This window comes from Aestuarium sp., from assembly GCF_023253315.1.
GTDB lineage: Bacteria > Pseudomonadota > Alphaproteobacteria > Rhodobacterales > Rhodobacteraceae > Marivivens > Marivivens donghaensis.
Genome location: NZ_JALRGW010000012.1, coordinates 17,377 through 43,333, shown reverse-complemented (window position 1 = coordinate 43,333; position 25,957 = coordinate 17,377). Strand labels below are relative to the sequence as shown.

At 55.1% G+C, this 25,957-nt stretch carries 30 protein-coding genes; 15 read left to right on the top strand and 15 right to left on the bottom strand.

Features of this window, described 5'->3' with window-relative positions:
- Positions 1–28: 28 nt before the first annotated feature.
- Positions 29–2,050, top strand: coding sequence for an FAD-dependent oxidoreductase (locus tag AC1QQ2_RS08080; RefSeq protein ID WP_479712760.1), 2,022 nt, complete (start codon positions 29–31; stop codon positions 2,048–2,050).
- Between the two features lie 158 nt (positions 2,051–2,208).
- Complete coding sequence (locus tag AC1QQ2_RS08075) at positions 2,209–3,114, top strand: LysR family transcriptional regulator (RefSeq protein WP_067547198.1); 906 nt, start codon at positions 2,209–2,211, stop codon at positions 3,112–3,114.
- Between the two features lie 31 nt (positions 3,115–3,145).
- On the opposite strand, the gene AC1QQ2_RS08070 is transcribed toward AC1QQ2_RS08075, so the two are convergent.
- Positions 3,146–4,042, bottom strand: a complete 897-nt coding sequence (locus tag AC1QQ2_RS08070; RefSeq protein ID WP_479712759.1) for a cation diffusion facilitator family transporter — start codon at positions 4,040–4,042, stop codon at positions 3,146–3,148.
- A 67-nt stretch (positions 4,043–4,109) separates the two neighbouring features.
- On the opposite strand from AC1QQ2_RS08070, the gene AC1QQ2_RS08065 reads away from it, so the two are divergent.
- Positions 4,110–4,535, top strand: coding sequence for a MerR family transcriptional regulator (locus AC1QQ2_RS08065; protein ID WP_479712758.1), 426 nt, complete (start codon positions 4,110–4,112; stop codon positions 4,533–4,535).
- Here the strand turns inward: AC1QQ2_RS08065 and AC1QQ2_RS08060 are convergent.
- Genes AC1QQ2_RS08060 through AC1QQ2_RS08045 form a run of 4 tightly spaced genes read right to left on the bottom strand, consistent with a single transcriptional unit; the run spans position 4,524 to position 7,455 of the window.
- A complete protein-coding gene (locus AC1QQ2_RS08060) occupies positions 4,524–5,450 on the bottom strand; it encodes an OmpA family protein (RefSeq protein WP_479712757.1) in 927 nt (308 codons plus the stop codon). The genes AC1QQ2_RS08065 and AC1QQ2_RS08060 overlap by 12 nt on opposite strands.
- Complete coding sequence (locus AC1QQ2_RS08055) at positions 5,447–5,980, bottom strand: peroxidase-related enzyme (RefSeq protein ID WP_479712786.1); 534 nt, start codon at positions 5,978–5,980, stop codon at positions 5,447–5,449. The genes AC1QQ2_RS08060 and AC1QQ2_RS08055 overlap by 4 nt, the downstream gene beginning before the upstream one ends.
- Positions 5,981–6,016: 36 nt before the next feature.
- Positions 6,017–6,736, bottom strand: a complete 720-nt coding sequence (locus tag AC1QQ2_RS08050; RefSeq protein ID WP_479712756.1) for a GNAT family N-acetyltransferase — start codon at positions 6,734–6,736, stop codon at positions 6,017–6,019.
- The gene (locus AC1QQ2_RS08045; protein ID WP_438986360.1) at positions 6,733–7,455 is read right to left on the bottom strand and encodes a competence/damage-inducible protein A; all 723 of its coding nucleotides are present in this window, start codon (positions 7,453–7,455) and stop codon (positions 6,733–6,735) included. Before AC1QQ2_RS08045 ends, AC1QQ2_RS08050 begins: the two co-directional genes overlap by 4 nt.
- Positions 7,456–7,496: 41 nt before the next feature.
- Between AC1QQ2_RS08045 and sfsA the strand changes: the two genes are divergently transcribed.
- The 3 genes from sfsA to AC1QQ2_RS08030 all read left to right on the top strand — a co-directional run bounded on the left by sfsA (position 7,497) and on the right by AC1QQ2_RS08030 (position 10,294).
- Positions 7,497–8,207, top strand: a complete 711-nt coding sequence (gene sfsA, locus AC1QQ2_RS08040) for a DNA/RNA nuclease SfsA (protein ID WP_479712755.1) — start codon at positions 7,497–7,499, stop codon at positions 8,205–8,207.
- Between the two features lie 59 nt (positions 8,208–8,266).
- Positions 8,267–9,079: a type I methionyl aminopeptidase gene (map, locus tag AC1QQ2_RS08035; protein ID WP_082959376.1), complete on the top strand. Its 813-nt coding sequence runs from the start codon at positions 8,267–8,269 to the stop codon at positions 9,077–9,079.
- A 168-nt stretch (positions 9,080–9,247) separates the two neighbouring features.
- Entirely contained in the window at positions 9,248–10,294 is a 1,047-nt protein-coding gene (locus tag AC1QQ2_RS08030) for a TRAP transporter substrate-binding protein (RefSeq protein ID WP_479712754.1), read from the top strand.
- 44 nt (positions 10,295–10,338) lie between these two features.
- Here AC1QQ2_RS08030 and AC1QQ2_RS08025 read toward each other — a convergent pair whose 3' ends face one another.
- From AC1QQ2_RS08025 to AC1QQ2_RS08015, 3 genes are read right to left on the bottom strand one after another with little or no spacing between them, the layout of a single operon-like run.
- Positions 10,339–10,980, bottom strand: coding sequence for an HAD family hydrolase (locus tag AC1QQ2_RS08025; RefSeq protein ID WP_479712753.1), 642 nt, complete (start codon positions 10,978–10,980; stop codon positions 10,339–10,341).
- A complete protein-coding gene (gene rsmD, locus AC1QQ2_RS08020) occupies positions 10,977–11,540 on the bottom strand; it encodes a 16S rRNA (guanine(966)-N(2))-methyltransferase RsmD (RefSeq protein WP_479712752.1) in 564 nt (187 codons plus the stop codon). The genes AC1QQ2_RS08025 and rsmD overlap by 4 nt, the downstream gene beginning before the upstream one ends.
- Positions 11,537–12,751, bottom strand: coding sequence for an NAD(P)/FAD-dependent oxidoreductase (locus AC1QQ2_RS08015; RefSeq protein ID WP_479712751.1), 1,215 nt, complete (start codon positions 12,749–12,751; stop codon positions 11,537–11,539). Before AC1QQ2_RS08015 ends, rsmD begins: the two co-directional genes overlap by 4 nt.
- Before the next feature lie 86 nt (positions 12,752–12,837).
- Between AC1QQ2_RS08015 and AC1QQ2_RS08010 the strand changes: the two genes are divergently transcribed.
- Positions 12,838–13,326, top strand: a complete 489-nt coding sequence (locus AC1QQ2_RS08010) for a peroxiredoxin (RefSeq protein ID WP_249946802.1) — start codon at positions 12,838–12,840, stop codon at positions 13,324–13,326.
- Positions 13,327–13,361: 35 nt separating this feature from the next.
- Here the strand turns inward: AC1QQ2_RS08010 and AC1QQ2_RS08005 are convergent, their stop codons facing one another.
- Genes AC1QQ2_RS08005 through AC1QQ2_RS07985 form a run of 5 tightly spaced genes read right to left on the bottom strand, consistent with a single transcriptional unit; the run spans position 13,362 to position 16,887 of the window.
- Positions 13,362–14,207, bottom strand: a complete 846-nt coding sequence (locus AC1QQ2_RS08005; protein ID WP_479712785.1) for a mechanosensitive ion channel family protein — start codon at positions 14,205–14,207, stop codon at positions 13,362–13,364.
- Positions 14,207–14,473 (bottom strand): 4a-hydroxytetrahydrobiopterin dehydratase, encoded by a 267-nt coding sequence (locus AC1QQ2_RS08000; RefSeq protein WP_479712750.1) that lies wholly within the window; start codon positions 14,471–14,473, stop codon positions 14,207–14,209. The genes AC1QQ2_RS08005 and AC1QQ2_RS08000 overlap by 1 nt, the downstream gene beginning before the upstream one ends.
- Complete coding sequence (locus AC1QQ2_RS07995; protein WP_479712749.1) at positions 14,473–15,645, bottom strand: GNAT family N-acetyltransferase; 1,173 nt, start codon at positions 15,643–15,645, stop codon at positions 14,473–14,475. Before AC1QQ2_RS07995 ends, AC1QQ2_RS08000 begins: the two co-directional genes overlap by 1 nt.
- A gap of 31 nt (positions 15,646–15,676) precedes the next feature.
- On the bottom strand, positions 15,677–16,426 hold the full coding sequence (locus AC1QQ2_RS07990; protein ID WP_479712748.1) for a glycerophosphodiester phosphodiesterase family protein: 750 nt from the start codon (positions 16,424–16,426) through the stop codon (positions 15,677–15,679).
- Positions 16,426–16,887 carry a RidA family protein gene (locus AC1QQ2_RS07985; protein ID WP_105235967.1) on the bottom strand — a complete coding sequence of 154 codons (462 nt, stop codon included), beginning with the start codon at positions 16,885–16,887 and terminating at the stop codon, positions 16,426–16,428. Before AC1QQ2_RS07985 ends, AC1QQ2_RS07990 begins: the two co-directional genes overlap by 1 nt.
- A gap of 251 nt (positions 16,888–17,138) precedes the next feature.
- Here AC1QQ2_RS07985 and AC1QQ2_RS07980 point away from each other — a divergent pair, with 251 nt between their 5' ends.
- Genes AC1QQ2_RS07980 through AC1QQ2_RS07970 form a run of 3 tightly spaced genes read left to right on the top strand, consistent with a single transcriptional unit; the run spans position 17,139 to position 18,825 of the window.
- Positions 17,139–17,885, top strand: a complete 747-nt coding sequence (locus tag AC1QQ2_RS07980) for an MlaA family lipoprotein (RefSeq protein WP_479712747.1) — start codon at positions 17,139–17,141, stop codon at positions 17,883–17,885.
- A complete protein-coding gene (locus tag AC1QQ2_RS07975) occupies positions 17,885–18,478 on the top strand; it encodes an MlaC/ttg2D family ABC transporter substrate-binding protein (RefSeq protein WP_479712746.1) in 594 nt (197 codons plus the stop codon). Before AC1QQ2_RS07980 ends, AC1QQ2_RS07975 begins: the two co-directional genes overlap by 1 nt.
- Complete coding sequence (locus AC1QQ2_RS07970) at positions 18,478–18,825, top strand: hypothetical protein (RefSeq protein ID WP_479712745.1); 348 nt, start codon at positions 18,478–18,480, stop codon at positions 18,823–18,825. Before AC1QQ2_RS07975 ends, AC1QQ2_RS07970 begins: the two co-directional genes overlap by 1 nt.
- Before the next feature lie 18 nt (positions 18,826–18,843).
- On the opposite strand, the gene AC1QQ2_RS07965 is transcribed toward AC1QQ2_RS07970, so the two are convergent.
- Together AC1QQ2_RS07965 and AC1QQ2_RS07960 are read right to left on the bottom strand one after the other, a co-directional pair.
- A complete protein-coding gene (locus tag AC1QQ2_RS07965; protein WP_479712744.1) occupies positions 18,844–19,899 on the bottom strand; it encodes a saccharopine dehydrogenase in 1,056 nt (351 codons plus the stop codon).
- Entirely contained in the window at positions 19,874–20,518 is a 645-nt protein-coding gene (locus AC1QQ2_RS07960; RefSeq protein WP_479712743.1) for a histidine phosphatase family protein, read from the bottom strand. Before AC1QQ2_RS07960 ends, AC1QQ2_RS07965 begins: the two co-directional genes overlap by 26 nt.
- Positions 20,519–20,794: 276 nt before the next feature.
- On the opposite strand from AC1QQ2_RS07960, the gene AC1QQ2_RS07955 reads away from it, so the two are divergent.
- The 5 genes from AC1QQ2_RS07955 to AC1QQ2_RS07935 are packed head-to-tail and all read left to right on the top strand — an operon-like array spanning position 20,795 to position 25,933.
- Positions 20,795–22,765, top strand: a complete 1,971-nt coding sequence (locus tag AC1QQ2_RS07955) for an AMP-binding protein (RefSeq protein ID WP_249946810.1) — start codon at positions 20,795–20,797, stop codon at positions 22,763–22,765.
- 15 nt (positions 22,766–22,780) lie between these two features.
- Entirely contained in the window at positions 22,781–23,599 is an 819-nt protein-coding gene (locus tag AC1QQ2_RS07950) for an ABC transporter ATP-binding protein (RefSeq protein ID WP_105235962.1), read from the top strand.
- Positions 23,600–23,610: 11 nt separating this feature from the next.
- The gene (locus AC1QQ2_RS07945) at positions 23,611–24,606 is read left to right on the top strand and encodes a branched-chain amino acid ABC transporter permease (protein WP_105235961.1); all 996 of its coding nucleotides are present in this window, start codon (positions 23,611–23,613) and stop codon (positions 24,604–24,606) included.
- A gap of 2 nt (positions 24,607–24,608) precedes the next feature.
- Complete coding sequence (locus AC1QQ2_RS07940; protein ID WP_105235960.1) at positions 24,609–24,857, top strand: hypothetical protein; 249 nt, start codon at positions 24,609–24,611, stop codon at positions 24,855–24,857.
- Positions 24,857–25,933 (top strand): branched-chain amino acid ABC transporter permease, encoded by a 1,077-nt coding sequence (locus AC1QQ2_RS07935; RefSeq protein WP_105235959.1) that lies wholly within the window; start codon positions 24,857–24,859, stop codon positions 25,931–25,933. The genes AC1QQ2_RS07940 and AC1QQ2_RS07935 overlap by 1 nt, the downstream gene beginning before the upstream one ends.
- Positions 25,934–25,957: the final 24 nt, after the last annotated feature.

Sequence of the window (25,957 nt, the reverse complement as noted above, 5' to 3'; positions counted from 1 at the left end):
CATTGTGCCCCCGAATAGGGAGGCCACTATGACGAAATATCCGCACCTGCTTGCTCCACTTGATCTGGGATTTGTGACCCTAAAGAACCGCGTTCTGATGGGGTCCATGCACACGGGTCTGGAGGAGACCAAGGATTGGAACCGTGTTGCCGAGTTTTACGCAACACGAGCGCGGGGCGGTGTGGCTCTGATGGTCACAGGTGGCATGGCCCCAAACAAAGAGGGCGGTGTTTTCCCCGGTGCGGCCGGCCTATTCACTGACCAAGACATCGCCAACCATCGTATCGTGACGGACCGTGTGCACGAGGCGGATGGCAAGATCGCAATGCAGATCCTCCATGCGGGTCGGTATGCCTATGGACCAGACTGTGTGTCTGCGTCTGCGATCAAATCTCCTATTTCGCCTTTTCCTCCTAAAGAGATTGATGAGGAAGGGATCGAAAAACAGATCGCCGATTTCGTAACCGCCGCGACCCGCGCCAAAGAAGCGGGCTATGATGGGGTCGAGGTGATGGGGTCAGAGGGGTACTTCATCAACCAGTTCCTCGTCTTGCATACCAATAAGCGCACGGATCGCTGGGGCGGGGACTATGAGAACCGTATGCGGCTACCCGTTGAGATCGTGCGCCGCATCCGCGAGGCCGTTGGGCCTGAGTTTATCATCATCTATCGACTGTCGATGATCGACTTGATCCCGAACGGATCATCCTTTGATGAGGTGATCCAACTCGCCAAGGCGATTGAGGCAGCAGGGGCAACCATCATCAACACTGGGATCGGTTGGCACGAGGCTCGTATTCCGACGATCGCAACGAGCGTACCGCGCCGTGCTTTCTCTTGGGTCACGAAAAAGCTGATGGTTCATGTGAGCATCCCCGTCATCACCTCGAACAGGATTAATACGCCCGACGTTGCAGAAGAAGTCTTGGCTGATGGGTGCGCGGATATGGTAAGTATGGCTCGTCCGTTCCTCGCCGATCCGAATTTCGTTGCCAAAGCGGCGGCGGATCGGGCCGATACAATTGCGCCCTGTATTGCCTGCAATCAGGCCTGTTTGGATCATACCTTTGGCGGCAAGCTGAGCAGTTGCTTGGTGAACCCGCGTGCTTGTTTCGAGACAGAGTTGGTGGTTGTGCCTGCAAGTGAGGCGAAAACGATCGCTGTGGTCGGCGCTGGTCCTGCAGGATTATCAACTGCTTTGACGGCCGCCGAACGTGGGCACAAGGTCACTATTTTTGATCGCAGTGACCGTTTGGGCGGGCAGCTCAATCTTGCAAAACAGGTTCCCGGTAAAGAAGAGTTTCATGGCCTCGTCGATTGGTTTGGTACTGCGGTTGCCGAAGTGGGCATTGAACTACGTTTGAATGAAACGGCTACCGTCGATACGCTGCGGTCATTTGATGAGGTCGTCATTGCAACGGGCGTTGTGCCGCGTGATCCAGAAATTGAAGGTCAGGATTTGCCGCATGTTTTGTCTTACATCGACGTCCTTCGGGGGGCCGAAGTAGGTAAAAAGGTTGTTGTCATCGGTGCAGGTGGCATCGGTTTTGATGTCTCGGAATTTCTCGTCACTGGTGAAAGTCCCACTGTAGACCTGCCTGAATGGCTCCGCGAATGGGGCGTGACGGATCCGTCGGAACAGCGTGGCGGTCTGGCGCCCGAAGGGCCGCAGCCCGATGCCCCAATCCGCGACGTGACCCTTTTGCAGCGTAAGGCAGAAAAACCCGGACGCCGTTTGGGTAAAACGACGGGTTGGATCCATCGTGCCACGCTCCAGATGAAAGGCGTCACGATGAGGGGCGGTGTAAACTACGAACGCATCACGCACGAGGGTATCTGGGTGTCGACGGGTGAAGCTCGTGAAAACCCAACACTGATCCCATGTGACAACGTTGTCTTGTGCGCTGGGCAGGTGTCCGAAAGGTCTCTGGCGGATGCGTTGGAAGCCGAAGGGATTCCCTGCCATGTAATTGGTGGCGCGGATGTTGCGGTAGAATTGGACGCAAAACGGGCAATTGACCAAGGCACGAGATTGGCTGCAACCCTCTGATTTCACAAAGGATGATCTACCCGATTGGCCTCGCGGACTATTCCTATGCATTAGGAATTGTCCGCGAAAATCCCCGATATTGTCCGCTCATGGCCCAGATTGTGCCCGATTTGGCGACGATACCATGAACCTAGGAATTAGTATCAAAGGGTCGAGTAATGGATCGCCTTACCGAAATGGAAGCCTTCGCCACTGTTGTGGATCAAGGCGGTTTTACGGATGCCGCCAAGAAGATGGGGATTTCTAAATCCGCTGTCTCGAAGCACGTATCTGCACTCGAAGCTCGCCTTGGCGCGCGCCTTCTGAACCGAACGACGCGTCGTGTTAGTCCGACTGAGATTGGTCTGGCCTACTACGACCGCGCCCGCCGCGTTCTCAACGATGCTGGCGAAGCGGATTCACTCGTCACTTCGATGCAATCTGCGCCGTCAGGCCTGTTGCGAATTTCAGTGGCAACCGATTTTGGAGTGAACCACCTGTCGCCGATCTTAGGTGAGTTCCTGCAGGAATTCCCTGACATCACCGTCAATATGGTGCTGAACAACCGTTATGTAGAGCTGATCTCCGAAGGCTTTGACATGGCGATCCGTATTGGTGAGCTAGAAGACAGCACACTTCGGGCACGCAAGCTGACGGAAACCAACCGTCGGATGATCGCATCGCCGCATTATTTCCAGAAATACGGTCGACCGCAAAAAATCGACGATCTGAACGATCACAAACTGCTTCACTATTCAAACCAAGCAAACAGCGCGGTTTGGAAGATCACAGCGCCAAGCGGTGAGAAGCGTCAGGTTCGGACTGCTGGTTGGCTCACTGTGAATGATGGCCAATCGCTTTTGAACGCTTGCGTCTCTGGCCTTGGCATCGCGTACCTGCCGTCGTTCCTCTATGCAGATGCAATGAAGCAGGGTCTCGTCGAAGAAGCCATTCCTGACCTGCCCGTCGAAACCCAAGGCATTTACGCCGTCTACCCGCCAGGCCGCTTTACCCAACCGAAGGTGCGCGCGTTCATCGATTTCCTCGTGCACGCCTATGCGGAAAAGGGACCAGATAGCTGGTAATCTGGTAAACAAGTCGATCCATTCAGCGGCGTCAGGGGCAAACCTCTGGCGCCGTTTCCAATTCAAGCGTCACCATTTCGATCCCATAAACGTCGTGAAGCGTCTTGCGGATGTTCTGCCTGATCCAAGCGACATTCCCCCAAGCGCTTTGTGCGACGACGATATGGGCGGTGAGTGCGGTTTCGTGTTCTTGGGCAGACCAGAGTTTCATATGATGCAAATCGTCGACGCCCTCGACGGCCATGATCGTTGCCTTAACGTCTTGGGGTGACAGATGCTCTGGCGTGCCGAGCATTAGGATGCGGATCACGTCTCCCATTTCGCCCCATGCCATCCACAGAATATAGGTGGCGATGAGCAGCGTGATCGCAGGGTCAATCCATACCCAGTCAAAAACGAGAATGGCTATTCCCGCAACGATGACGGCAACAGACCCTAAGGCATCAGCGACGTTGTGCAAGAATGCAGCGCGGATATTCACGCTGTCTTTTGCCATACGAAACGTCAGCCATGCAGTCACGAGGTCTATCACAAGCGCAAGGCTGGCTAAACCTACAACCAACCAGCCGTCAACGGGCTGGGGATCCAGAAATCGCATGACCGCCTCAAAAGCCAGCCATAGCCCGACGAGGATCAGCGAGGTGTAGTTGATCAACGCGGCAACGACTTCAGCGCGTCCGTAGCCAAAGGTCATGATGTCATCGGCGGGCCGACGCGCAATCTTGCGTGCAAAGAACGCGATGAAAAGCGATAGCGCGTCTGATAGGTTATGCAGGGCATCCGCGATAAGAGCGAGGCTGCCCGATAGAATGCCGCCAATGATCTGAGCCACCGTGAGCAATATGTTCACACCGACGGCCAGCGCCATACGGCCATCACCAGATTTGGGATCAATGTGATGGTGATGATGGTGGTGGGAATGGGCCATTTTATACCTTGAAATATTTCTTTTCTTCCATCCTAATTCCTCTAGTCACTAGAGGTTCAAGGGAAAAATGTATTCCATAGGCGAACTATCAAAACGCACGTCCGTAAAGGTCCCAACGATCAGATATTATGAGGAAATCGGGCTGATAGAACCGTTCGATAGGACGTCAGGAAATCAGCGGCGCTACGATGCTGAAGGTGTGCGTCGGTTGACGTTTATCAAACACGCGCGGGATTTGGGGCTGCCTTTGGATGCCGTGCGCGACTTGATCGCGATGGAGGATACGCCGAGGCGGCCCTGCGCAGAGGCTCATGCAATTGCGCGAACACATCTGGATCATATCCGTGAACGCATTGCCCGCCTACAGCGGCTAGAAGCGGAACTGGCGCGGATCGCGATGACCCATGATCATGGGACTATTGAGACTTGTGGGGTGCTAGAAGCTCTCGGCGACCATCACGGTTGCTCGACAGATCACGGTTTACTCGGTTGAGAGTAGTACAGCCTCAACGCGCCGATTGGCTTCGCGTCCCTCAGCGGTCAGGTTGGATGCGATTGGGGCCAGATACCCCGTTCCATCCGCTTCGAGTTGGGTCGCAGGCACGCCATAAGCTTCGATAAGGCGGGTCTGGACCGAGGTTGCACGTTGTCGGGACAGGGCAATGTTCCCCTCAAGTGAACCAGAGCTGTCGGTGTGGCCAACCAAAGCAATCCTTCGATCTGGGTTTTGGAGCAGATAGTCCGACAGGGTCGCGAGGCTTTCAAACGGCCCCGGCCCGAGGGTCGATGACCCGCTTTCAAACCGAAGATCAGCGAGCGCCACATGCCCTGTGTTTTCCAAAATTGCGGGCAAACCCTCTTCGGTTGGGGCCGCTATATCAGGTAAAACCGAATGAAGCGTTTCTGTTGTCGCATCAGCCAATGGTGCTTCACCAGCCCCAACGCGTGTGATCTGTACAAACCCTGCTGCTGCTGTTTTGCTGATAACAAGAGCGACCGTGTCCGAAGGGCCTGTGGCGGCGATATATCGGAAATCACCCAAATCGACACGCATATCGGGCGGCGCCGCGACATCGATTGCAAAGCGGAAATCGAAGCCGCCGCAATCTTCGGTGCGGCATTCATAAATCACGTCATAGCCTTCGGCGTCCAACTGCTGCCTGAAGGGTGACAGGATTTGGAGCGTTGTTAGCCCCGCGGCATCAATCGTCCACACCTCTGTCGTGACTGTGCCATCAATGATCTGCATCGGGACGGTTTGACCATTCCAAGGACCCGTTGCGACGTTAAAGCTCTGAAGAGGGGTCTCCACGAGAGCGGTCCGCGACGCATTCGCAGGCATATCTATCGTCAACGCCAAACCGAACGTCGGACTACACAACAAAACGAAAGATAAGTAACGGATCATCGGGCCTGCGAATGGTATTCGTCGTTTGGACGCATGTCGGTGGCCGAAGCGATCCGGTTGGTCATGTTAAAGAAGCCAGCGACCGACGCGATGTCCCAGATGTCACGGTCTGTAAAGCCAGCATCGCGAAGGGCTTGGCGATCGCGCTGGGTTACCTTGGCGCTGGAAATGGTGATGAGTTCGGCAAATTCCAGCATCGCGGTTTGCCGCGCATCCAAATCTGCCGCACGCCAGTTCATAACGAGCATTTCACCCAAGATCGGATTGCCTGACAGTTCGCGAACGGCAGCACCATGCGCGGTTAGGCAGTAGAAACATTTATTCACCGATGACACGACAACCGCGATCATTTCACGCTCTAACTTGCTGAGGCCAGAGGCGGCGAGCATGATGTCGTTATACATGCCCGTAAACGCATTTAGCTTATCAATATCAAATGCATAGGCTTGCAGGACGTTAGGGATCATCCCTAGTTTATCCTGACAGATATCGAAATATTTCTGAGTTGCCTCGGGCAGCGGATTGACCATTGGAAGGTCGAGCGCGGTCGGTTTTCTTGTCACGGTCTACTCCGGTAGAATTCTGTAGTGGTAGTGTCCCACAACGTCGAACCCGAGGGAAGCATAGAGCGCGTTTGCGCCCACATTTGCCTCGGTCACGACCAAGGCAAAATGGGTTGCGCCGTTGGTCTTTGCCCAGAACGCCATCGCGCGGATCATGTGGGCGGCCAATCCCTGACGGCGGAATCGCTGCGCAACTTCGAGCGCGTGGAACATTGCGATGCCGTTGCTGATCCCGACATAGGCTGTGCCCGCTGGAGTATCGTTTAGACGCCCGAGGATAGTAGTTTTCTGGCAATCGGCTCGTTCCATAACGGCAAGGCGGGCCGGCCCAATTCCACCCTCTGCCCAGATGTCAGTTTGGATCGCTAAGGCAGGCCAAACTTCAAAGGTTGTGACAGGGGGCGGACGATGCGTGGCAATACGATCAATCGGCGCGGCGTAGAGCGTCACTGGATCCTTGATCCGATACCCTTTGCCCGCCAGCATCGCGTCAAAATCAGCCTCCCCGTCGCGTATCATGAACTGACAGGGTTGCCCCAGTGCTCGCATCGCCTCTTCGGCAAGGGGTAGGTCTGCTTCGCCAGCAGGCCCCGTTGCGGCAGAAACGCGGCTTCCCCCACCTTGGCCTTCGCGAATGATAAAAGGGCCGACGGTGGTGCGATTGGCAGAGGGCCAAGTGTGTTCGATGACGTCGTAGAGTTCGGCGGCTGTTGGGTTGCTCATGCTGGAAACAGTCCTGCGAGTTTGACGATTGCCTGATCGACGCGTGCACCGTCCGAGCCACGTATCACGATATTTGACCCGTGAACGCCATCGATGATGAACGGATAAGAGCCGATGGAAAGGTCAGAGAATTCGGCGGCCAATTCCGAGAGCGGCCCCGCAATGGTCCCTTCACCCTGATTGATCCGATACGTCTGTGACAACAGCGGTGCACCGCCAGTCAGTGATGGCAGGACGGAGGCCACCATGGCTTGAAAAACCGATGGAACCCCAGCCATGACATGCACATTCCCAAGGCTGAACCCAGGCGCAGTAGAAACAGGGTTTTCGATAAGGCAGGCCGTGTCGGGAATGCGAGCCATGCGTTGGCGGGCTGCGTTAAACTCTTGCCCGCGCGCATCGTAGTGCGCTTTGAGCAGGTCATAGGCATCCTGACGGATGTCGATCCCCACGCCAAACGCTGCTGCAATACAGTCCGCCGTGATGTCATCATGCGTTGGCCCGATGCCGCCAGAGGTAAAGACCGAACCGTATGTCTCGCGCAGAGCATTGACCGCAGAGATGATCGCCTCGCGGTCATCAGAGACGACGCGGACTTCTTTTAGGTCGATGCCGACTTCGGTCAGTCGCCCAGCCAGATAGTGCATATTGCTGTCGCGGGTGCGCCCTGACAGGATTTCATCTCCAATGATGAGAATGGCGGCAGTTGGGTTTGGCATCGGCTTCTCCATATCCTTCAGAATGGGTATAGAACTGGACTATGCAGTTTTCCACACCATTGATCCCCGCTCGCCTCATCCGCCGCTACAAACGGTTCCTCGCGGACTGTCGTTTGGAAGATGGGCGTGAGGTAGTGGCACATTGCGCCAACCCCGGTAGCATGATGGGCCTTGCGAATGAGGGGAGCAAGATATGGATCGAACCCAATGACGACCCCAAAAAGAAACTTAAATATGGTTGGCGTCTCGTGGACCACGAGAACGGACATTTCGCGGGCGTTGATACTTCGGTTCCGAACCGTGCGTTGAAAGAGGCGCTCGAAAAGCGCGAGATTGCGGCGCTTTCGGGTTACTTGGTGGTCAGGCCTGAAGTGAAATACGGTGAAAATAGCCGGATCGATTTTCTATTGTCTGGCGATGGCGTGAGAGACGCTTGGGTTGAGGTCAAATCGGTTACTCTGTCCCGACAGACGGGACTAGCCGAGTTTCCCGATAGCGTGACTGCGCGCGGGGCAAAGCACATGGCGGAACTGGCCAAAATGGCAGAGGCTGGTGACCGCGCAATTGTTCTGTTCCTCGTCCAGCGGACAGACTGCGACCGCATGGTGCCTGCTGCCGATATTGACCCCAAATACACAAACGCGCTGGGCGATGCGGTGGCAGCTGGCGTCGAGGTCATCGCGCTTTCGACCCGCATTTCCCCAAAAGGTGTCGAGATCGCGGGCGATATCCCGTTTTCGTTGTCAGTCTGAGGTCTGGCCCTTTTCGGGGAAGGCTAATAAAGAGGTCAGCAGAAACAAGGAGACTAACCGTGACCGAAGATCTGCGTGGACGACTGACCAAAGACGGAATTCGCATTTATGAAGATGCCGATTTTGCTGGTATGCATGCGGCGGGCAAGGTTGCAGCACAGATCCTTGATGACATCATTCCGTTCATTCAGCCGGGAGTGACGACGGCAGAACTCGACGCAAAGATCACCGAAATGGTGAACGACAGCGGCTCGACCTCGGCCACGATTGGTTACAAAGGCTACCAGCATGCCAGCTGTATCAGCATGAACCACGTTGTTTGCCACGGTATCCCGAGCGAGAAGAAACTCAAAGACGGTGATATACTGAACATCGACGTGACCGTGATCGTTGATGGTTGGTTTGGTGATACGAGCCGCATGTATGTTGCGGGTTCGATGTCGCGTAAGGCCGAACGCCTGATCCAAGTCACCCACGACGCGCTGATGTTGGGCATTGAGGCAGCGAAACCGGGTAATCGCTTTGGCGACATCGGTCACGCGATCCAGAGCTATGTCGAAAGCCACCGTATGTCTGTGGTGCGCGACTTCTGTGGTCATGGCTTGGGACGTGTTTTCCATGCTGCGCCGAACGTGCTGCACTACGGTCGTCCAGGGACTGGGCCGCTTCTCGAGGAAGGCATGTTCTTTACCATCGAGCCGATGGTGAACCTTGGTCGTCCTGAGACCAAAGTGCTCGCTGATGATTGGACTGCTGTGACCCGTGATAAATCGCTGTCTGCGCAGTTCGAACATTCGGTTGGTATCCGTGCAGATGGTGCAGAGATTTTCACGCTCTCGCCCTCGGGGAAATTCCACCCAACTTACCTCTGATCGGTAGGGGAGTTTTCCTGTGCTTTTCAATCGTTTGGTAAAATAAAACTTGCGGACGGTTGCGCTAAACCACTTGCATCACCTTGCAATTTTAAGGTGCAAGGCATAGGTGAAGGATGTCGCTAGCGGCGGCATCCCCCTGACATTCATCATCTTAGGAGGTCTGAAATGACCCTAAAGAGTGCTGCGTTTGCAGCTGTGATGGGCTGTGCGGTGACGCCTGCTGTAGCCCAAGAATACACCCTACATTTTCAACACTTCGTGTCGCCGCTTTCGGCGAACCCGACCTATTTCATGGAGCCGTGGGCTAAGGCGATCGAAGAACAATCGGGCGGTCGCCTCAAGATCGTCTTGCACCCATTCATGGAATTGGGTGGTGCCGCGCCAGAGATGTACGACATGATTGCTGATGGCATCGTAGATGGCGGCTGGGTGATCCCCGGATATGAGGCTGGCCGTTTCCCCGAAGCTGAGGCGCTCGAATTACCTTTCATGACGACCAAATCGGCGGAAGAAGCCTCGGCGGCTGCGTGGGAGTATACCCAAGAGTTCCTGTTGGACGACTTTGCAGATGTTCATCTGATCGCCGCGCACATGCATGGGCCCGGTTTGGTGCACAAGCGTGGCCCGCTGATTGAAACGGTTGAAGACTTCAACGGCTTGACGCTCCGCGGCCCAACCCGCACGGCGACGATGCTGTTGGAAAAACTGGGGGCCACCGCAGTCGGCATGCCCGTGCCTGCCTTCCCTGAGGCGCTTGCGAAGGGCGTCGTTGATGGAGGTGCGATCACGTGGGAGCAATCCCCGTCGCTCAAGCTCGATGAATTGACGGACAGCCATTCGGATGTTGCTGGCGATCACGCGCTCTACAACCTCTATTTCCTGTGGGCGATGAACCAGGACGTCTACGATAGCCTGCCTGCTGACCTTCAGGCGATCATCGACGCCAACTCGGGTCTCTATGCGAGCCGTTGGGCGGGCTACGCGCACGACACAGGTGATGCGCTGGGCCGCGAGATTATGGCTGCCGCAAACGACATTGGCGAAATCAGCGAGGCGGAAACCGCACGTATGATTTCACTGGGTGACGAGGTCGTTTCTGAATGGATCGCTGAGATGGATGCCAAGGGCTTTGATGGCGCGGCATTGGTCGAGGCCGCACGGTCCGATGTTGCTGCAGCGGCAGGAACCAAAGGCGCTTTTGTTCAGAACTGACTGCGTCTGTAATTGACGAAGGGGGCCGCGTTCGGCGGCCCTTTTTATTTGACCAGCCGTGCGTGAAGGTCTGCCATTGAATAGGCAATATCGACCCCGAGAGGTTCGAGCTTCTCTGCACCCCCATGTTCAGAATAGCCGATAAACTGGGTTCCTGCCGCGACGGCTGCGCCTGCCCCAGCGGTGCTGTCGTCGATCATGAAGGTACGCTCTGGCGATGCGTTCGCTTGCTTCATCGCTGCGACCAACATACCCGCTTTGGGCTTTGGCTCTTGAACGTGGCCTGAATACATACGGTCTTTGAGGCGATCGAAAAGCCCGTATGGCGAGAGGGTCACGCGCATTTTGTCGATGGCCCCGTTCGACGCGATGGCGATGCGGGTGCCTTGCGCTTCGAGCGCGTCAAAGAGGTCAATCACATCGTCCGAAAGCGGAACACCTTGGCCCAAGACTTCGAACATCTCGGTATAGAGATCACTGACCCAATTGTCAGGCAGTGCCAGCCCACGTTCACGTCCTGCCCGATGAATGTCATGCAGTGTCTGCCCCACAAACAGTTCATGAACTCCAGCTTTGTCCAATGGAAACCCAAAGCCAGTGAGGTTCTTCGCGATTGCGTCACAGGTCGGACCTTCACTGTCGACGATCACACCGTCGCAATCGAAAATAACCAAGTCAGGGATCATAACTGTCTTTCGAGAATAGAAATATACGTGTCGCCATACCGTCTTTGATCCAAAAGCGCAAAGCCAGCACGTGTGACCTGCGGTGCGTTTTCTTCCCAAACGATGATGGCATCATCGGCGATCCAACCGCCGTTCAAGGCCGCGTCGAGGGCTTTCTGGCCCATCGCCTTTCCATAGGGTGGGTCGAGGAAAACAAGTTCAGTGGGCTCGCCAACATTGGGGCCCAGCTTTGTCGCATCGCGTCCAATGAGCGTGCAATCAGACGAACGTTTTAGCTTGGCGATATTCTCGCGGATGAGCTTTTGTGCGACGCGGCCATCATCGACAAAGGTAACATGGGCTGCGCCACGAGACAGGGCTTCAAGTCCCAATGCACCTGTGCCTGCGAACAGATCTAGGACATGTGTGTCCTCAATTGGATTGCCAAATTTTCCTCCAAGTAGGACATTGAACAAGCTTTCGCGAACGCGATCCGTCGTCGGGCGAAGGTGCGCGCCTGCGTCCCCTTTCCCAACAGCGGCGAGGGCGTGACCTCTATGCGCTCCGCCAATGATCCTCACTTCAACAGTGCCTTCAGGTCGGTCGTTTCATCGACCATGACCTCGGGCGCGGGTGATTTGCCGGCTTCGATGAGGCGTTTGCCGACCATGTAGTCGCGGCCGGCGTTGATGGCGTCGACGGCGATGAGGGTGTCGCCTTGGTAGTACCAGTGGACGCGGGCGTCGGGGGTGTCGGCGTAGGTTTTGACGTGGACGGCATCGTAGCCGATGTTGAGGCCCGCGATTTGCAGTTTCACGTCGTATTGGTCCGACCAGAACCACGGTTTAGGAATGTAGTCGACCGAACCGCCCATCATGTTTTTGGCGACGACCTCGGCTTGATCGATGGCGTTGCCGACGCTTTCTATGCGCAGGCGCTGGCCTTTGAAGGTCAGGTTCGCGCAATCGCCTGCGGCCCATATGTGCGGCACGGTCGTGCGGCCATGGGCGTCGGTGTCGATGCCGTTCGAACAGGTCGCCCCTGCAGCCTGAGCGAGGATGGTTGCGGGCATAATCCCGACGCCAACAATCGCAAAATCAACGTCGAGTTTGGTGCCATCCGAGAGAACCGCACCCGTCACGCGGTCGGTGCCCACCAGATGATCGAGGCCGACGCCTTCGACGATGTTCACGCCATGTTGGGTGTGGAGATCGCGGAAATAGTCGGACGTCTCAGGACAGGCCACGCGCTGCAAAATGCGCGGCGCCATTTCAACGAGGGTAACCTCGCAGCCCTTTTTTGCGGCAACGGCGGCAGCTTCGAGACCAATATACCCGCCGCCGATGACCAAGAGCTTGCGACCCGCCGTGAACTCTGGCGCCATGGTGTCCGCGTCCTTGAGGTCGCGAACGGTATAAACGCCGTCCAAAGTTCCACCGATCGCCGCAGGCAGCGTGCGCGGATGCGAGCCTGTGCAGATCGCCAATTCGTCATATGCCATCTCAACCTCACCCTGCAGGGTGATGGTCTTAGCCTCAGCGTTCACACCCACAACGCGGGTGTCGAGCATCAGGTCGATGTTGTTTTCCGCATACCACTCAGGCGCACGAAGCAAGAGGCGCGAGAGCTCCATTTCACCCAACATATAGGCCTTGGACAGCGGTGGACGCTGATAGGGATGCACCGGCTCTGCCCCGATCAAGGTGATCTTCCCCTCAAACCCATCGGCCCGCAAACGTGCAACAAGCGTTGCACCCGCTTGGCCTGCGCCAATCACGACAAAATGTTGCATCGCTGCCTCCGATTTCTATGGTCTCTTTTTAAGCGGAGCCTATATCTTAGCGCGTGCTGCATGCAATTCAGAACAGGGGAAATAACATGTCGATTTCGGTAGGGGATAAGCTTCCCGAGGCAACTTTGTTGCGTATGGGCGAAAACGGGCCAGAGCAGGTTGCTCTGTCGGGGCTTACTGCTGGCAAAAAAGTTGTAATTTTCGGTTTGCCGGGTGCCTACACAGGCACATGTTCGACCGCCCACGTACCTAGCTTTGTTCGCAACAAGGCGGCGCTGGACGAAAAAGGCGTCGATGCCGTGATTTGTGTGTCCGTGAACGATCCATTCGTGATGAAAGCATGGGGCGAAGCGACGGGTGCAACGGCAGCAGGTTTGCATTTCTTGGGTGACGCGTCGGCTGAGTTTACCAAAGCGATCGGGCTTGACTTCACGGCCCCACCGGCAGGTTTCTATGATCGCTCCAAACGGTACACGCTATTGGCTGAAGATGGTGTTGTGAAGATTCTCAACCTCGAAGAAAGCCCGGGGGTTTGCGAGTTGTCGGCGGCTGAAACGCTTCTCGACCAGCTGTGAAATGAAAACGGCGGGGATTTCCCCGCCGTTTTCATTTACGCCTGATTGTTCAGAACTGTTCGTGTCGGGAATGGAATGTCGATGCCAGCTTTGTCCAGCGCTTCCTTCACCTGACGCTTCATGTCGGCCTGATATTGGAAGTAGTCGCTCGATTTAACCCAAACTCGGCAGAGGAAATCGACTGAAAAATCACCCAAGTTGTTGACCTGAAGGAACGGCGCAGGGTCAGCCAGTGATCGTGGATCGGCTAGAATGGTATCGCGGATCACCTGTTCAGCCAGTTTCAGATCAGCCCCATAGCCGACACCGAAAATCCACTCTGCGCGACGTGTTTGGTTAACCGAGAAGTTGGTGATCGTGTTTCCCCAAACTTGCGCGTTGGGCACGATGACCTGAACGTTTCCAGCGTCGGCAAGCTCTGTGTAGTTCAAGGAAATGTCTTTGACGGTGCCAGACACGCCGCTCACTTGGACAAAATCGCCGATCTTAATCGGGCGGAACAGGATAATCATTACGCCCGCAGCTACGTTCGATAGCGTGCCCTGCAGGGCCAAGCCAATTGCCAAACCTGCCGCACCGATTAGAGCAACAAGCGATGTTGTCTGGATGCCGAATGTGTTCAGGACAAAGAGGGACGCAAATGCGAGGATCAAGTAACGCACGATGTTGCCCAAGAAGTTGAACAACGTGACATCGAGATGTTTGTTACGGCCACCTATCGCAACGATACGCCGGCGTACCCAGCCCGACAGCACAAACCCCAACACGATGATCAGTACGACTGAGAGGATATCCCCAGCGAGGCCCGCGACAAATTCGAGTGTTAGGTAGTCAGCAATGGTTTTGCCGTTGTAGATTTCGGTTTGCAGCAGGTCTTGCATCATCGTCCTTCAAGTTCTTCCATTTTTACGGCCAGCTTGATGTCCTTCTCCGTCAGACCGCCGGCATCATGTGTGGTGAGTTTCACAACCACCGTTTTGTAAGAGTTAGACCATTCGGGGTGATGATTCCACTTTTCCGCCCAAAAAGCGGCGCGGGTCATAAAACCGAAGGCATCGACAAAGTTGCGAAACACGAATGTTTTTTGGATTGCAGTGCCATCATCGGTCTTCGTCCAGCCTTTGGCGGCAAGGGTTGTGATGTCCATTAATCTTGCTCCTCGATTGTCGTGGATTTGAATGGTCCGTAATCCGTCAGGATCTCTATTTCTTCGTCGATAAGCTGACGTTCATGATCTAGAAAATCTGACACGGCGGCGCGAAACGATGGATTTGCGATCCAGTGAAGGGAATGTGTCGGGTTCGGTAAATACCCGCGCGCCAGTTTGTGTTCACCCTGCGCCCCTGCTTCGACTCTCAGGCCGTGGGAAATCGCATAGTCGATGGCTTGATAGTAGCAGAGTTCGAAATGAAGGCAGGGGTGATGTTCGGTGCAACCCCAGTAGCGGCCAAAAAGCGTATCGCGACCGATGAAGTTCAGTGCACCAGCGACAGGGCTGTCATCGGATAGAGCCAGTACCAGCAGTATATCGTCCCTGAGTGTATTATGGGCGATGTCGAAAAACGCGCGAGTCAGATAGGGCGATCCCCATTTGCGACTGCCCGTGTCTTGGTAAAACCGCCAGAAATAGTCCCAGTGTTCGGCCTGTATCTCATCGCCCGTGAAGCTTTTGATCTCACCGCCGAACCTCTGCGCCTGTTCGCGTTCTTTGCGGATCGCTTTGCGTTTGCGGCTGGAGAGGTCGTTCAGGAAATCGTCAAAGCTGTCATATCCGTGATTTTCCCAATGGAACTGCTGTCCAACACGGTGGAGCAATCCCATTGACTGACCCGCGATGGCCTCGTCCTCAGTGCAAAATGTGACGTGCATGGAGGACAGACCATTGTCAAAAGCCAATTGAACCGTGCCTTGTATCAAAGCCGAGAGTGCCTCTGGCTCATAGCCCGCTCTTGTTAGAAATCGCCGACCTGTGGCGGGTGTAAACGGCACCGCGATCTGAAGCTTTGGGTAATACTGTCCACCCGCCCGTTGCAGAGCATCGGCCCAGCTGTGGTCAAAGACATATTCCCCTTGAGAGTGGCTTTTAACGTAGAGCGGTGCGACGCCGATGATCTGGTCTGCTTTGGTCGCGACAAGGTATCGTGGGTCCCATCCTGTCCCGCGTCCAACCGAACCGCTCAGTTCTAAGGCTGACAGAAACCGATGCGCCGTGAATGGATCAACGGGGCGGCCACCAGACGGATTTGCGCAGGCATCCCAGTCCTCTGCTGGGATGTCGGCTATGGCGCTTCTCATTGATATTTCAATCACGTCGGTCATGGCTACAAAACTGTGCGGCCTGTTCGCGTGGTCAAGCGAGATACCCTTCGAAAGTGATGTTATCCGCGATTTGGCGAGCTTTTTTTTCCTCTTCGGTGGAACGGATCGTCCAGCACAGGATTTTTGCCCCCATTTCGGCCAATTCCGCGACGCGCTTGGCGTCCAATTCGTCGTGCTGATGACTAATGAAACAAGCGCCTGCCGTTTCATAATCAGGGATCAACGCAAGCCGCTCTCGTGTGACCTTGGGGATCGTTGGCCAATCTTCGGAAACATAATTGCAAGTGGTTAGGCCGCGAGGAATATCGGGCAAGACAGTCGCCATATGGGCCACGGAATGTGGGTTGAACGACATGACCGCCACGGGGCCTTTGTAGTCCTTTAACAACGCCGCAGTGGCGTCTTCCAACGGGCCTACTTTGGGGCCTAGCGCGCCATCCTGATCCTTAATCTCGATCAACAGGGGCACACGGCCAGACACTTGTTCCAGAACCTCTGCAAAGGTCGGAATAGTGTCGGTGCCACCTGTCAGGGTGATCTGTGATAGCTCGGCAGAGGTTCGTTGGGCGACTGCACCCGTTTCATTTGTCAGGCGGTTCAGCGCGTAGTCGTGAAAAACCATCGGCACGCCATCTTTGGACAGTTGGAGGTCGATCTCGATCCCGTAGCCCTTTTCGATGGCGGCCTGAATGGCGCTCGGGCTGTTTTCGACCCGACCAGCCGCTTTGTCGTGCAAGGCGCGATGAGCAATAGGGCGGGTCAGAAAATCAGCCGGTAGCATTATGCGATCTCGAATACAGCGTCGATTTCGACGGCGACGCCCAAGGGCAGCGCGGCAACGCCCACGGCTGAACGTGCGTGGCGGCCAATGTCGCCCAGAGCTTCAACGAGGAAGTCAGAGGCGCCGTTCACGACCTTAGGCTGGTCGTGGAAATCGGGGGCCGATGCGACGAAGGCGTTCAGTTTTACAACGCGCACCAGACGATCAATGTCACCACCGCAAGCTGCTTTTAGCTGAGCGAGGAGCGCAATCGCGCAGGTCTTCGCAGCCTTCGCGCCATCCTCGACCGACATGGTGTCACCCAGACGACCTTTGATCAGCCCATCAGGGCCGTTCGAGATTTGGCCGGACACATGCACAAGATTGCCCGACTGAACAAACGGGACATAGTTCGCAGCAGGAGCTGGTGCGTCGGGTAGGGTCACACCCAGTTCAGCGAGTTTGGTTTCGATGGTGCTCATGGTTCACTCCGGTCATCTGATTTGGCGTGACGCTAGCTTTGGTCGGGGCGGGGTGCAATCGTTCCGATGCGATAAGGCGCGTAAAACTGCCGTTCTTTGGCTGACATGTTCACGTTACAGGATTGGTATGATAGTAAGGGTTATTGTCTCCTTTGGGTCACGGTTAGAGCGTAGTTTCTAGTGGGCTGTTGGATTGTTTAGATTGGCGCTATTTGGTGCCGCAAAGACGTGAAATCAGAATCGATAAGCCATTGACCAAGTTATTGACGATCACTGCCGTGTCGGCCTCGCTTTTCCTTGTTGCTTGTTCGCAAGCACCCGAAGGTGTTGCGATCCATGACCCCTACGAAGCAACGAACCGTAAGGTGCATGAATTCAACGTTGGACTGGACCGTGCCATTTTGCGCCCCGCGTCCCGTGTGACCGCTGCGATGCCGATGGAGATCACTGGTCCCGTTACGAACTTTGCCGAAAACATCGCTTTGCCTGGGATGATGGTGAACGGTGTTTTGCAAGGCGATATCAAAGGGTTCGGTACGAACTCGTTGCGGTTTATCGTGAACACGATCTTTGGCATCGGTGGTTTGTTTGATCCTGCGGATGCAATTGGCCTTTACGAAGAAAAGACGGACTTTGGCGAAACGCTGTCGGTCTGGGGTGTGCCTGAAGGCGCATATGTCGAACTGCCCGCGCTCGGCCCATCGACTGAACGTGATGCTGTCGGTGAGTTGGTAGATTTCTTCATCAACCCGCTGGGCAATTGGGTCCACGACGATGTGAAACCTTATCTCTCTGCTGCGCGTGCTGCGGATGTCGTGATCACGCGGGGGCAGTTGGGGTCAACGATCGATTCCGTGTTGTACGAAAGCGCGGATAGTTACGCCCAGACACGGATTATTTACCTCGACAACCGTCGGTATGAGCTCGGAACTGTGGTACAGGACGCTTATATCGACCCATACGCCGATCCCTATTTCGATCCATATGAGGACCAGTAATGGCCACGCTTGTTACCCGTCGTTCCCTGTTTGCCTTTGCAGCCGCCGCAGCTGTTTTCCCTCATACCGCATTCGCGTTAAGCACAGCGCAGGCGACCACTTTGGTCGATGCGCTGGTCGGCGATATCAATAAGGTCATCGGCTCTGGTAAATCCGAGGCAGCGATGATCTCGGATTTTGAGACGATTTTTGACACCTACGCTGACGTGCCGATCATTGCACGGACCGCATTGGGTGCGGATTGGCGTCGCGCTACCGATAGCCAGCGCACGCGGTTTGTCACTGCATTCCGCAGCTATGTCGCGTCGAAATATGGCCGCAGGTTCCGTGAGTTTATCGGTGGCAGTATCGAAGTGCGTGAAGCTGCCACCGTTCCGAACGGCGTTGAAGTACGCGCAATGGCAATCCTGCAAGGTCAGGCGCCGTTCGAAGTGAGCTTTGTGATTTCTGACGGTTCTGGCCGTCCGAAGTTCATCAACCTCTTTATCGAGGGGATCAACATGATCACCTCAGAGCGCACCGAGATCGGTTCGATGCTCGACCGCCGTCGCGGTGACATTGATGGTCTGATTTCGGATCTGGAGGCACTCTGATGCGGTGCGGCCTCATCGCCGCACTAATCATGTTGCCGATGGTAGCTGCGGCTAATCCTTTCGATGGCGTTTACCGTCAAGTTGCCAATGCAGACTGTGGATTGGTCGGCGTCGACGGTGGTGCGCTTAAAATCGCGGACAACATCTTTTACGGCGTCGATATGGAATGTCGCATGACACATCCGGTGAATGTGGTCGATATGGATGCGACGTTGTTCACCATGCAATGCTCTGGCGAAGCCGATATGTGGACCGAACGCGCCATGATCATGGATGCCAAGGACACCAATGGTATCATCATGGTCTGGAACGGTTACGCGTTTAAATACGAGCGCTGCCCCGAATAGGGCAACGCTCTCTGTCTTTTAGAGATGTTCGTCGAAGGTCGCTTTTGCGCGGCCCCATACATCGTGGTCGATCTGGTCCAAGGTCGCGAGGTGAGCGAACAATTGTCCCGCGTAATCTTCTGAACTTTCACGAGGTAAAAGCGACGGAAGGTTGTCGATAGCCATAACGTCCAGCGGTGGATTGTTATGCACGCGGATGATTGGTGCGTCCCAAGTGGTCGTGCGATCGTAGACCTTGATCGGTGAAAAATCACTGTCAGGATCACAAGCAATATCGCCAATCGCGCGGAGTTTGCGGGGATCGGTCGGTGTGCTGGCGGGCACAAAAACGGGCGTCCCCGGTCGTGCTAAAATGCAGTTAAAGAACAGATCGTGGTCGAGAATTTCGGGGAACGGGCCGCCGCTTGCTGTTTCAGCCATATCCCATTTTGTAACGCTAATGCCCGCAGCTTCGCAGAGCGCTGCAGCACCAGACCCAACGCGACCCAACGCGCCAATGATCAACGCTGTCGTTGGGCGTCCATTCAGTGCATCGCGCACCGTATTCGCCATGTCTGTCGCACTCGAAAATGTGGTGACGGGCGAACATTCAGCAGGTTGCGCAGCGAGGGCGAGCGCGGTGACTGCTGCTCCTGCATAGCCAGCCCAGTAACCGAAAGCCGCAACACGTCGCCCATCCTCAAAAGTGAGGTATTCTAGGTCATAGAGCGTGCCGCCGCCTGCTTTAAAACGGTCAAGGAGAACACGCCCAGAAGGCTGACCCTTGTAGGCGTGACCGAACATGATGTGGCGATGCCGTAGCGGCGTGCCCGTTTCGGGTAACTCTTTTAGCCCAAAAATGATTGCATCGCTCGGGGCGGTTTCCCACGACCCTTCGGGTGCGATGTCGCACCCAGTGTCGCGGTATTCCGAAATTGGAATGATGCGCTGTGAGCTTTCTTCGACCGTGACTTTGAACCCTTTGGCCAAAAGGTCAGCGACCCCATTCGGGGTAATCCCAACCCGTTCTTCGTTTTGGCGCTGCTCGGCGCGGACCCAAAGATGGACGTTAGAAATGAGTTCGGGCGTGGGCACGAGAAGAGGCCTCCAAATGGGGAATAGAATTAAACCCTGCTAGGATAGGCCCGACCGGCGAGACATGCACGCGGTGAATTGACGTATTGAAGATCGGAAGCGTCATGTAGGCCATTCGCCGCGGATCAAGGTCGAGAAGGTGCCGCATGATCATCGCAATCACTCCGCCCGACGTGACGCAGAGCACGTTACGACCTGGCTGAAGCGCTTCACCCAGAATGCCGCTGACCCGATTTTCGAACGATTTAAAGGTTTCGTTGCCCATGATTTCCGCGCGATGCCACGCCTCCATCACTTGCGGGACATGTTCGGCAAACCCATCGCCGTCAGGCATCGGGACGCCGTGAACGTCTTCCATGGCACGACCGAGGTTGAAATAATCCATCTCGTTCAGTCGGGGATCAATCAGCGGATCGGCAAACCCCATACCCGCAGCGGTTTCTTTGTGACGGCGAAGGCTCCCCGCGATGACCTGATCAAAGGCTTCACCTTGAGCGCTGAACCAATCACCTAGCCATTCTGCTTGCTGATGGCCCAGTTCTGACAGTCGGTCATAGTCTTCTTCTGTTTTCGCGTGCGAATTGGCCTGTCCGTGGCGAATAAAGGTGATCGTGCCCATAAAAATCTCCGTACTGTGAAACGGAGGGGTAGGGGGCAGGCCTGCGAATGGCAAGTAAAGCTTCGGTAACAGTGGAATGTGGTAAACCGATTTACCGCAACGTAAATAATTCAAATAACCATGTAAAATAGGGCTATTACGATGAATTGGAAATTAAATGAACGCATGTTCAAAAAAACTAATTGACGGAACCGACCTCTCCGTTTCAGTATCCTAACAAGACTCGGCCAAAGTGTCGGGCACGCTGGAGGGAGACCAGCGAAGGGAGGATAATCTGTGACGAAATCATCTGCGCCTAGCGGGGCGCCGATCAATGTCCCGCAACTACTTGCACGGAACGTGGCTCGGTTCCCGAACAAAGCCGCCTACCGTGAAAAAGAATTCGGGATCTGGCAAAGCTGGACTTGGGCACAAGCTGCCGAAGAAATTGAAGCAATTGCGATGGGCCTATTGGCTCTTGGCCTGAACAAGGGCGACTATGTTGCTCTTATCGGTCGAAATCGCCCCGCGTTCTATTGGTCTATGGTCGCAATCCAGAAGTGTGGGGCGGTTCCCGTTCCGCTCTATCAGGATGCTGTGGCCGAAGAGATGGCCTATGTTCTCGAGCACTGCGGTGCACGTTTTGTGATCGTTGGCGATCAGGAACAGGTCGACAAGGTTCTTGAGGTTCAAGAAACCGTCCACGGGATCGATGAGGTTATCTACCTCGATAAACGTGGGATGCGTAAGTATGACCATACCCACATGAACGCGTTGGATGACGTTGCCGCCGAAGGGCGCGCGGGTCACCACCGTTTCGAAGCCATTTTGAAAGAGCGTGAAGCAGAGCTGGATTATGACAGCACCTGCGTGATGCTCTACACATCGGGCACCACGGGTAAGCCGAAGGGCGTGGTTCTGTCGAACCGCAACATTATCGAAACATCCAAAAACAGCGCTGATTTCGACCATCTAAAAGCAGACGATGAAGTGCTTGCTTACCTGCCGATGGCTTGGGTTGGTGACTTCATCTTCTCGATCGGTCAGGCCATGTGGACAGGGTTCTGCGTGAACTGCCCAGAGAGCGCTGAAACGATGATGACCGACATGCGTGAAATCGGGCCGAGCTACTTCTTCGCTCCGCCGCGCGTGTTTGAAACTCAGCTAACGAACGTTATGATCCGCATGGAAGATGCGGGCGCCCTGAAGCGTAACATGTTCAAGCGCTACATGGACGTTGCGCGTCGCGTGGGTCCTGCGATCTTGGATGGCAAGCCTGTTAGCATTGGCGATCGTCTTGCCTATGCGCTGGGCAATATCTTTGTCTATGGCCCGCTGAAAAACACGCTCGGCTTTAGTCGCGTTCGTGTTGGCTACACCGCAGGTGAAGCGATCGGGCCCGAGATTTTCGATTTCTACCGCTCGCTCGGCATCAACCTGAAACAGCTCTACGGTCAGACCGAAGCGTCGGTGTTCATCACGCAGCAGCCCGACGGCGAGGTTCGTTCCGACACTGTTGGTGTTCCGTCTCCAGGTGTTGAGATCAAAATCGCTGACAACGGTGAAGTGTTCTACCGTTCACCGGGTGTCTTCGTGGAATACTACAAGAACGCAGACAGCACCGCAGACACCAAGGATGCGGAAGGCTGGGTCGCAACTGGCGATGCAGGCTTCTTTGAAGATGGCTCTGGTCACTTGCGTATCATCGACCGCGCGAAAGACGTTGGTAAGATGGCTGACGGGTCTATGTTCGCGCCAAAGTTTGTTGAGAACAAACTGAAGTTCTACCCGAACATCCTTGAGGCTGTTGTCTTTGGTAACAACCGTGATCGCTGCGTTGCCTTTATCAACATCGACCTCACGGCTGTTGGTAACTGGGCTGAACGCAACAACATCGCTTATTCGTCCTATCAGGAATTGTCGCAGCACCCGAAAGTGCTTGAGATGATCCGCGAGCACGTCGAAGAAGCGAACGCGAGTGTTGCGCAAGACCCGATGCTGGGTGGCTGTCAGATCCATCGCTTCCTCGTTCTGCACAAAGAACTGGACGCAGATGATGGTGAACTGACCCGCACACGTAAGGTGCGCCGTCGGATCATCGAAGAGAAGTTCGATGACCTGATCACGGCTCTCTACGACAACAAAGACAGCATCTATACCGAAACCGAAGTCACCTACGAAGACGGCCGCAAAGGCAAGATCAAGGCAACGCTCGATTTGCGCGATGCTAAGGTCCAGCCGGTCGCTCGTGCGATGGCAGCAGAATAAGAGGGAGGAGAGATCATGTTGGATGATACGGAATCCTATGTAACCGCTGACGGCCGCACGATTGGTGGTGTTGTTCTTGACCTCAAGAGCATCACACTGCGTTTTGGTGGTGTTGAAGCGATCAAGAACATCAGCTTTGACATTCGCGAAGGCGAGATCCGCGCGATCATCGGCCCGAACGGCGCTGGTAAGTCGTCCATGCTGAACGTCATCTCGGGCTTCTATGTCCCGCAAGAGGGCGAAGTCTGGTTCCGTGGCGAGCGTCGCCCCCAGATGAAACCTTATCAGGTTGCACAGCAGGGCATCGCACGGACCTTCCAGAACATCGCTTTGTTCGAAGGTATGTCGGTTCTCGACAACGTTATGACTGGTCGTCTGAACAAGATGAAAACGGGTCTTTGGTCTCAAGCTCTCTGGAAGGGCAAGGCCGAGCGTGAAGAAAACGAAAACCGCGAAGCTGTCGAAAAGATCATCGACTTCCTCGAGATTCAGTCGATCCGTAAGACACCGGTTGGTCGTCTGCCCTACGGTCTGAAGAAACGTGTAGAGCTCGCTCGCGCATTGGCCGCTGAGCCAACCATTCTTCTGCTCGACGAACCGATGGCAGGTATGAACGTCGAAGAAAAAGAGGACATGTGCCGCTTTATTCTCGATGTGAATGATGAATTCGGCACCACAATCGCGCTGATCGAACATGATATGGGCGTGGTTATGGACCTCTCTGACCGCGTCGTCGTGATGGATTACGGCCGTAAGATCGGTGACGGAACCCCCGATGAAGTTCGCAACAACCAAGATGTGATCGACGCCTACCTCGGCGTTTCGCATGACTAAGGAGACACGTCATGGGTGCTGATTTTTACTACACGATAGAAGTTATCCTGAACGGCCTGATGGCTGGCGTTCTCTACGCTCTGGTTGCATTGGGCTTTGTTCTGATCTTCAAAGCGTCGGGTATCTTCAACTACGCTCAAGGTGTGATGGCGCTGTTCGCGGCGCTAACCCTCGTGGGCATCATGGAAGGGCAAGTGCCCTTCTCTCACTTGATCAACGCGGTCTTTGGAACGCAAATCCACGACTTCGGTTGGCACATTCCAGCATTGCTGGCGATCATTCTGACGATGGTTGTGATGGTCGGCTTTGCGTGGCTCGTTCAGAAATACATCTTCCGCCACCTTGTTGGTCAGGAACCGATCATTCTGTTCATGGCGACCATCGGTCTTGCTTACTTCCTCGAAGGCGTGGGCGACCTGATGTGGGGTTCCGATATCAAAACTCTTGATGTTGGCCTACCACAGGGTGCGAGCCTCTGGATCGAAGAAAACACCGCGTTCCTTGGGGGTGATGACTTCTACGGCTTCTTCATTGACCAGCTCGACGTCGTTGCAGCAATCGTCGCGGCAATCCTCGTGGCTGTTCTCGTTATCTTTAGCCAATACACCAAACAGGGTCGTGCGATGCGCGCTGTGGCCGACGATCACCAAGCAGCACTGTCTGTTGGTATCTCGCTCAACTTCATCTGGGTTCTGGTCTGGTCGCTCGCTGGTTTCGTAGCTCTTGTGGCTGGGATCATGTGGGGTGCGAAGTCTGGCGTTCAGTTCTCGCTGTCGCTCATCGCACTGAAGGCACTTCCTGTTCTAATGCTCGGCGGCTTTACTTCAATTCCTGGTGCGATCGTCGGTGGTCTAATCATCGGTGTGGGTGAGAAACTGTTCGAATACTCCGTCGGCCCAATGATTGGCGGCGCGACCGAGAACTGGTTCGCTTATGTTCTGGCGCTGCTTTTCCTCGTCTTCCGTCCGCAAGGTCTGTTTGGCGAGAAGATCATCGAAAGGGTCTGATCATGCAGAAACTCGTCGCAATCGTGAACGTAGTTGCATGGTCTGGGTTCTGGGCATTCGGCTACCTCGCACTGTCCGCGGACATTACGAACAGCGGACAAATGGTAACTGCGGCTATCCTTGCCTTTGTTGGGGCAGCAATTGGGGTCGTCGCATACTTCTGGCTGGTGCGTCATTCGGAAATGACCGGCTATTCAAAATGCAGCAATCAAGTGCCGCGTGAGCACCATCGTGAAGGAGGAATTGTCTGATGTTCTATCGTGAAGCAGGCGACTTTAAGACAAGCTACGGTGCGGATAACCAAACCTTCCCGATCAAGTTTGACCGCTATCGCTACTACGCCGTTCTGGCGATTGCCTATCTGGTGATCCCGTTCATCATCAACGACTACTGGGCAAACGCGCTGTTTGTTCCGTTCCTGATCTACGCGATTGCTGCAATCGGCCTCAATATTCTGGTCGGCTACGGTGGTCAGGTATCGCTCGGCACGGGTGGTTTCATGGCTGTTGGCGCTTATGCAGCGTACAAGCTGATGACGGCCTTCCCTGATGTAAGCATTATGATCCACGTGATCCTTGCGGGTGGTATCACCGCAATTGTGGGCGTTCTATTCGGTCTGCCGTCGCTGCGGATCAAAGGGTTCTACCTCGCTGTGGCAACCCTCGCGGCGCAGTTCTTCCTCGTTTGGCTCTTTAACAAGGTGCCGTGGTTCTACAACTACTCGGCTTCTGGTCAGATCAACGCACCAGAGCGCACTGTATTTGGCGTGCTCGTCACTGGTCCGAACACCGAAGCATGGGCAAAATACCTGATCTGCCTCGTCTTCGTAACGGCTGCTGGCATCATCGCACGCAACCTGACTCGTGGTTCGGTTGGTCGTAAGTGGATGGCGATCCGTGACATGGACATCGCGGCAGAGATCATCGGTGTGAACCCGTTGACTGCGAAACTCTCGGCCTTTGCTGTGTCGTCCTTCTTTATCGGCGTATCGGGCGCACTGTTCTTTGCAGTTTACCTCGGTGCGGTCGAAGTGGGCGAAGCCTTTGGCATCAACAAATCGTTCCTTGTCCTGTTCATGGTCATCATCGGTGGTCTGGGCAGCATCTTTGGGTCGTTCGCTGGCGCAGCCTTCCTTGTTCTGCTCCCTGTTGCGCTCAAAGTCGTTGGCGTGGACGTGCTGGGTTGGCCGACAGACATCGTGTCCCACTTGCAGCTCGTTATCGTGGGTGCCTTGATCGTGATCTTCTTGATCGCGGAACCGCACGGTCTCGCGCAGCTCTGGCGCGTTGCAAAAGAAAAACTGAGATTGTGGCCGTTCCCGTACTAGGATGACCACATGCGGTGACGGGGG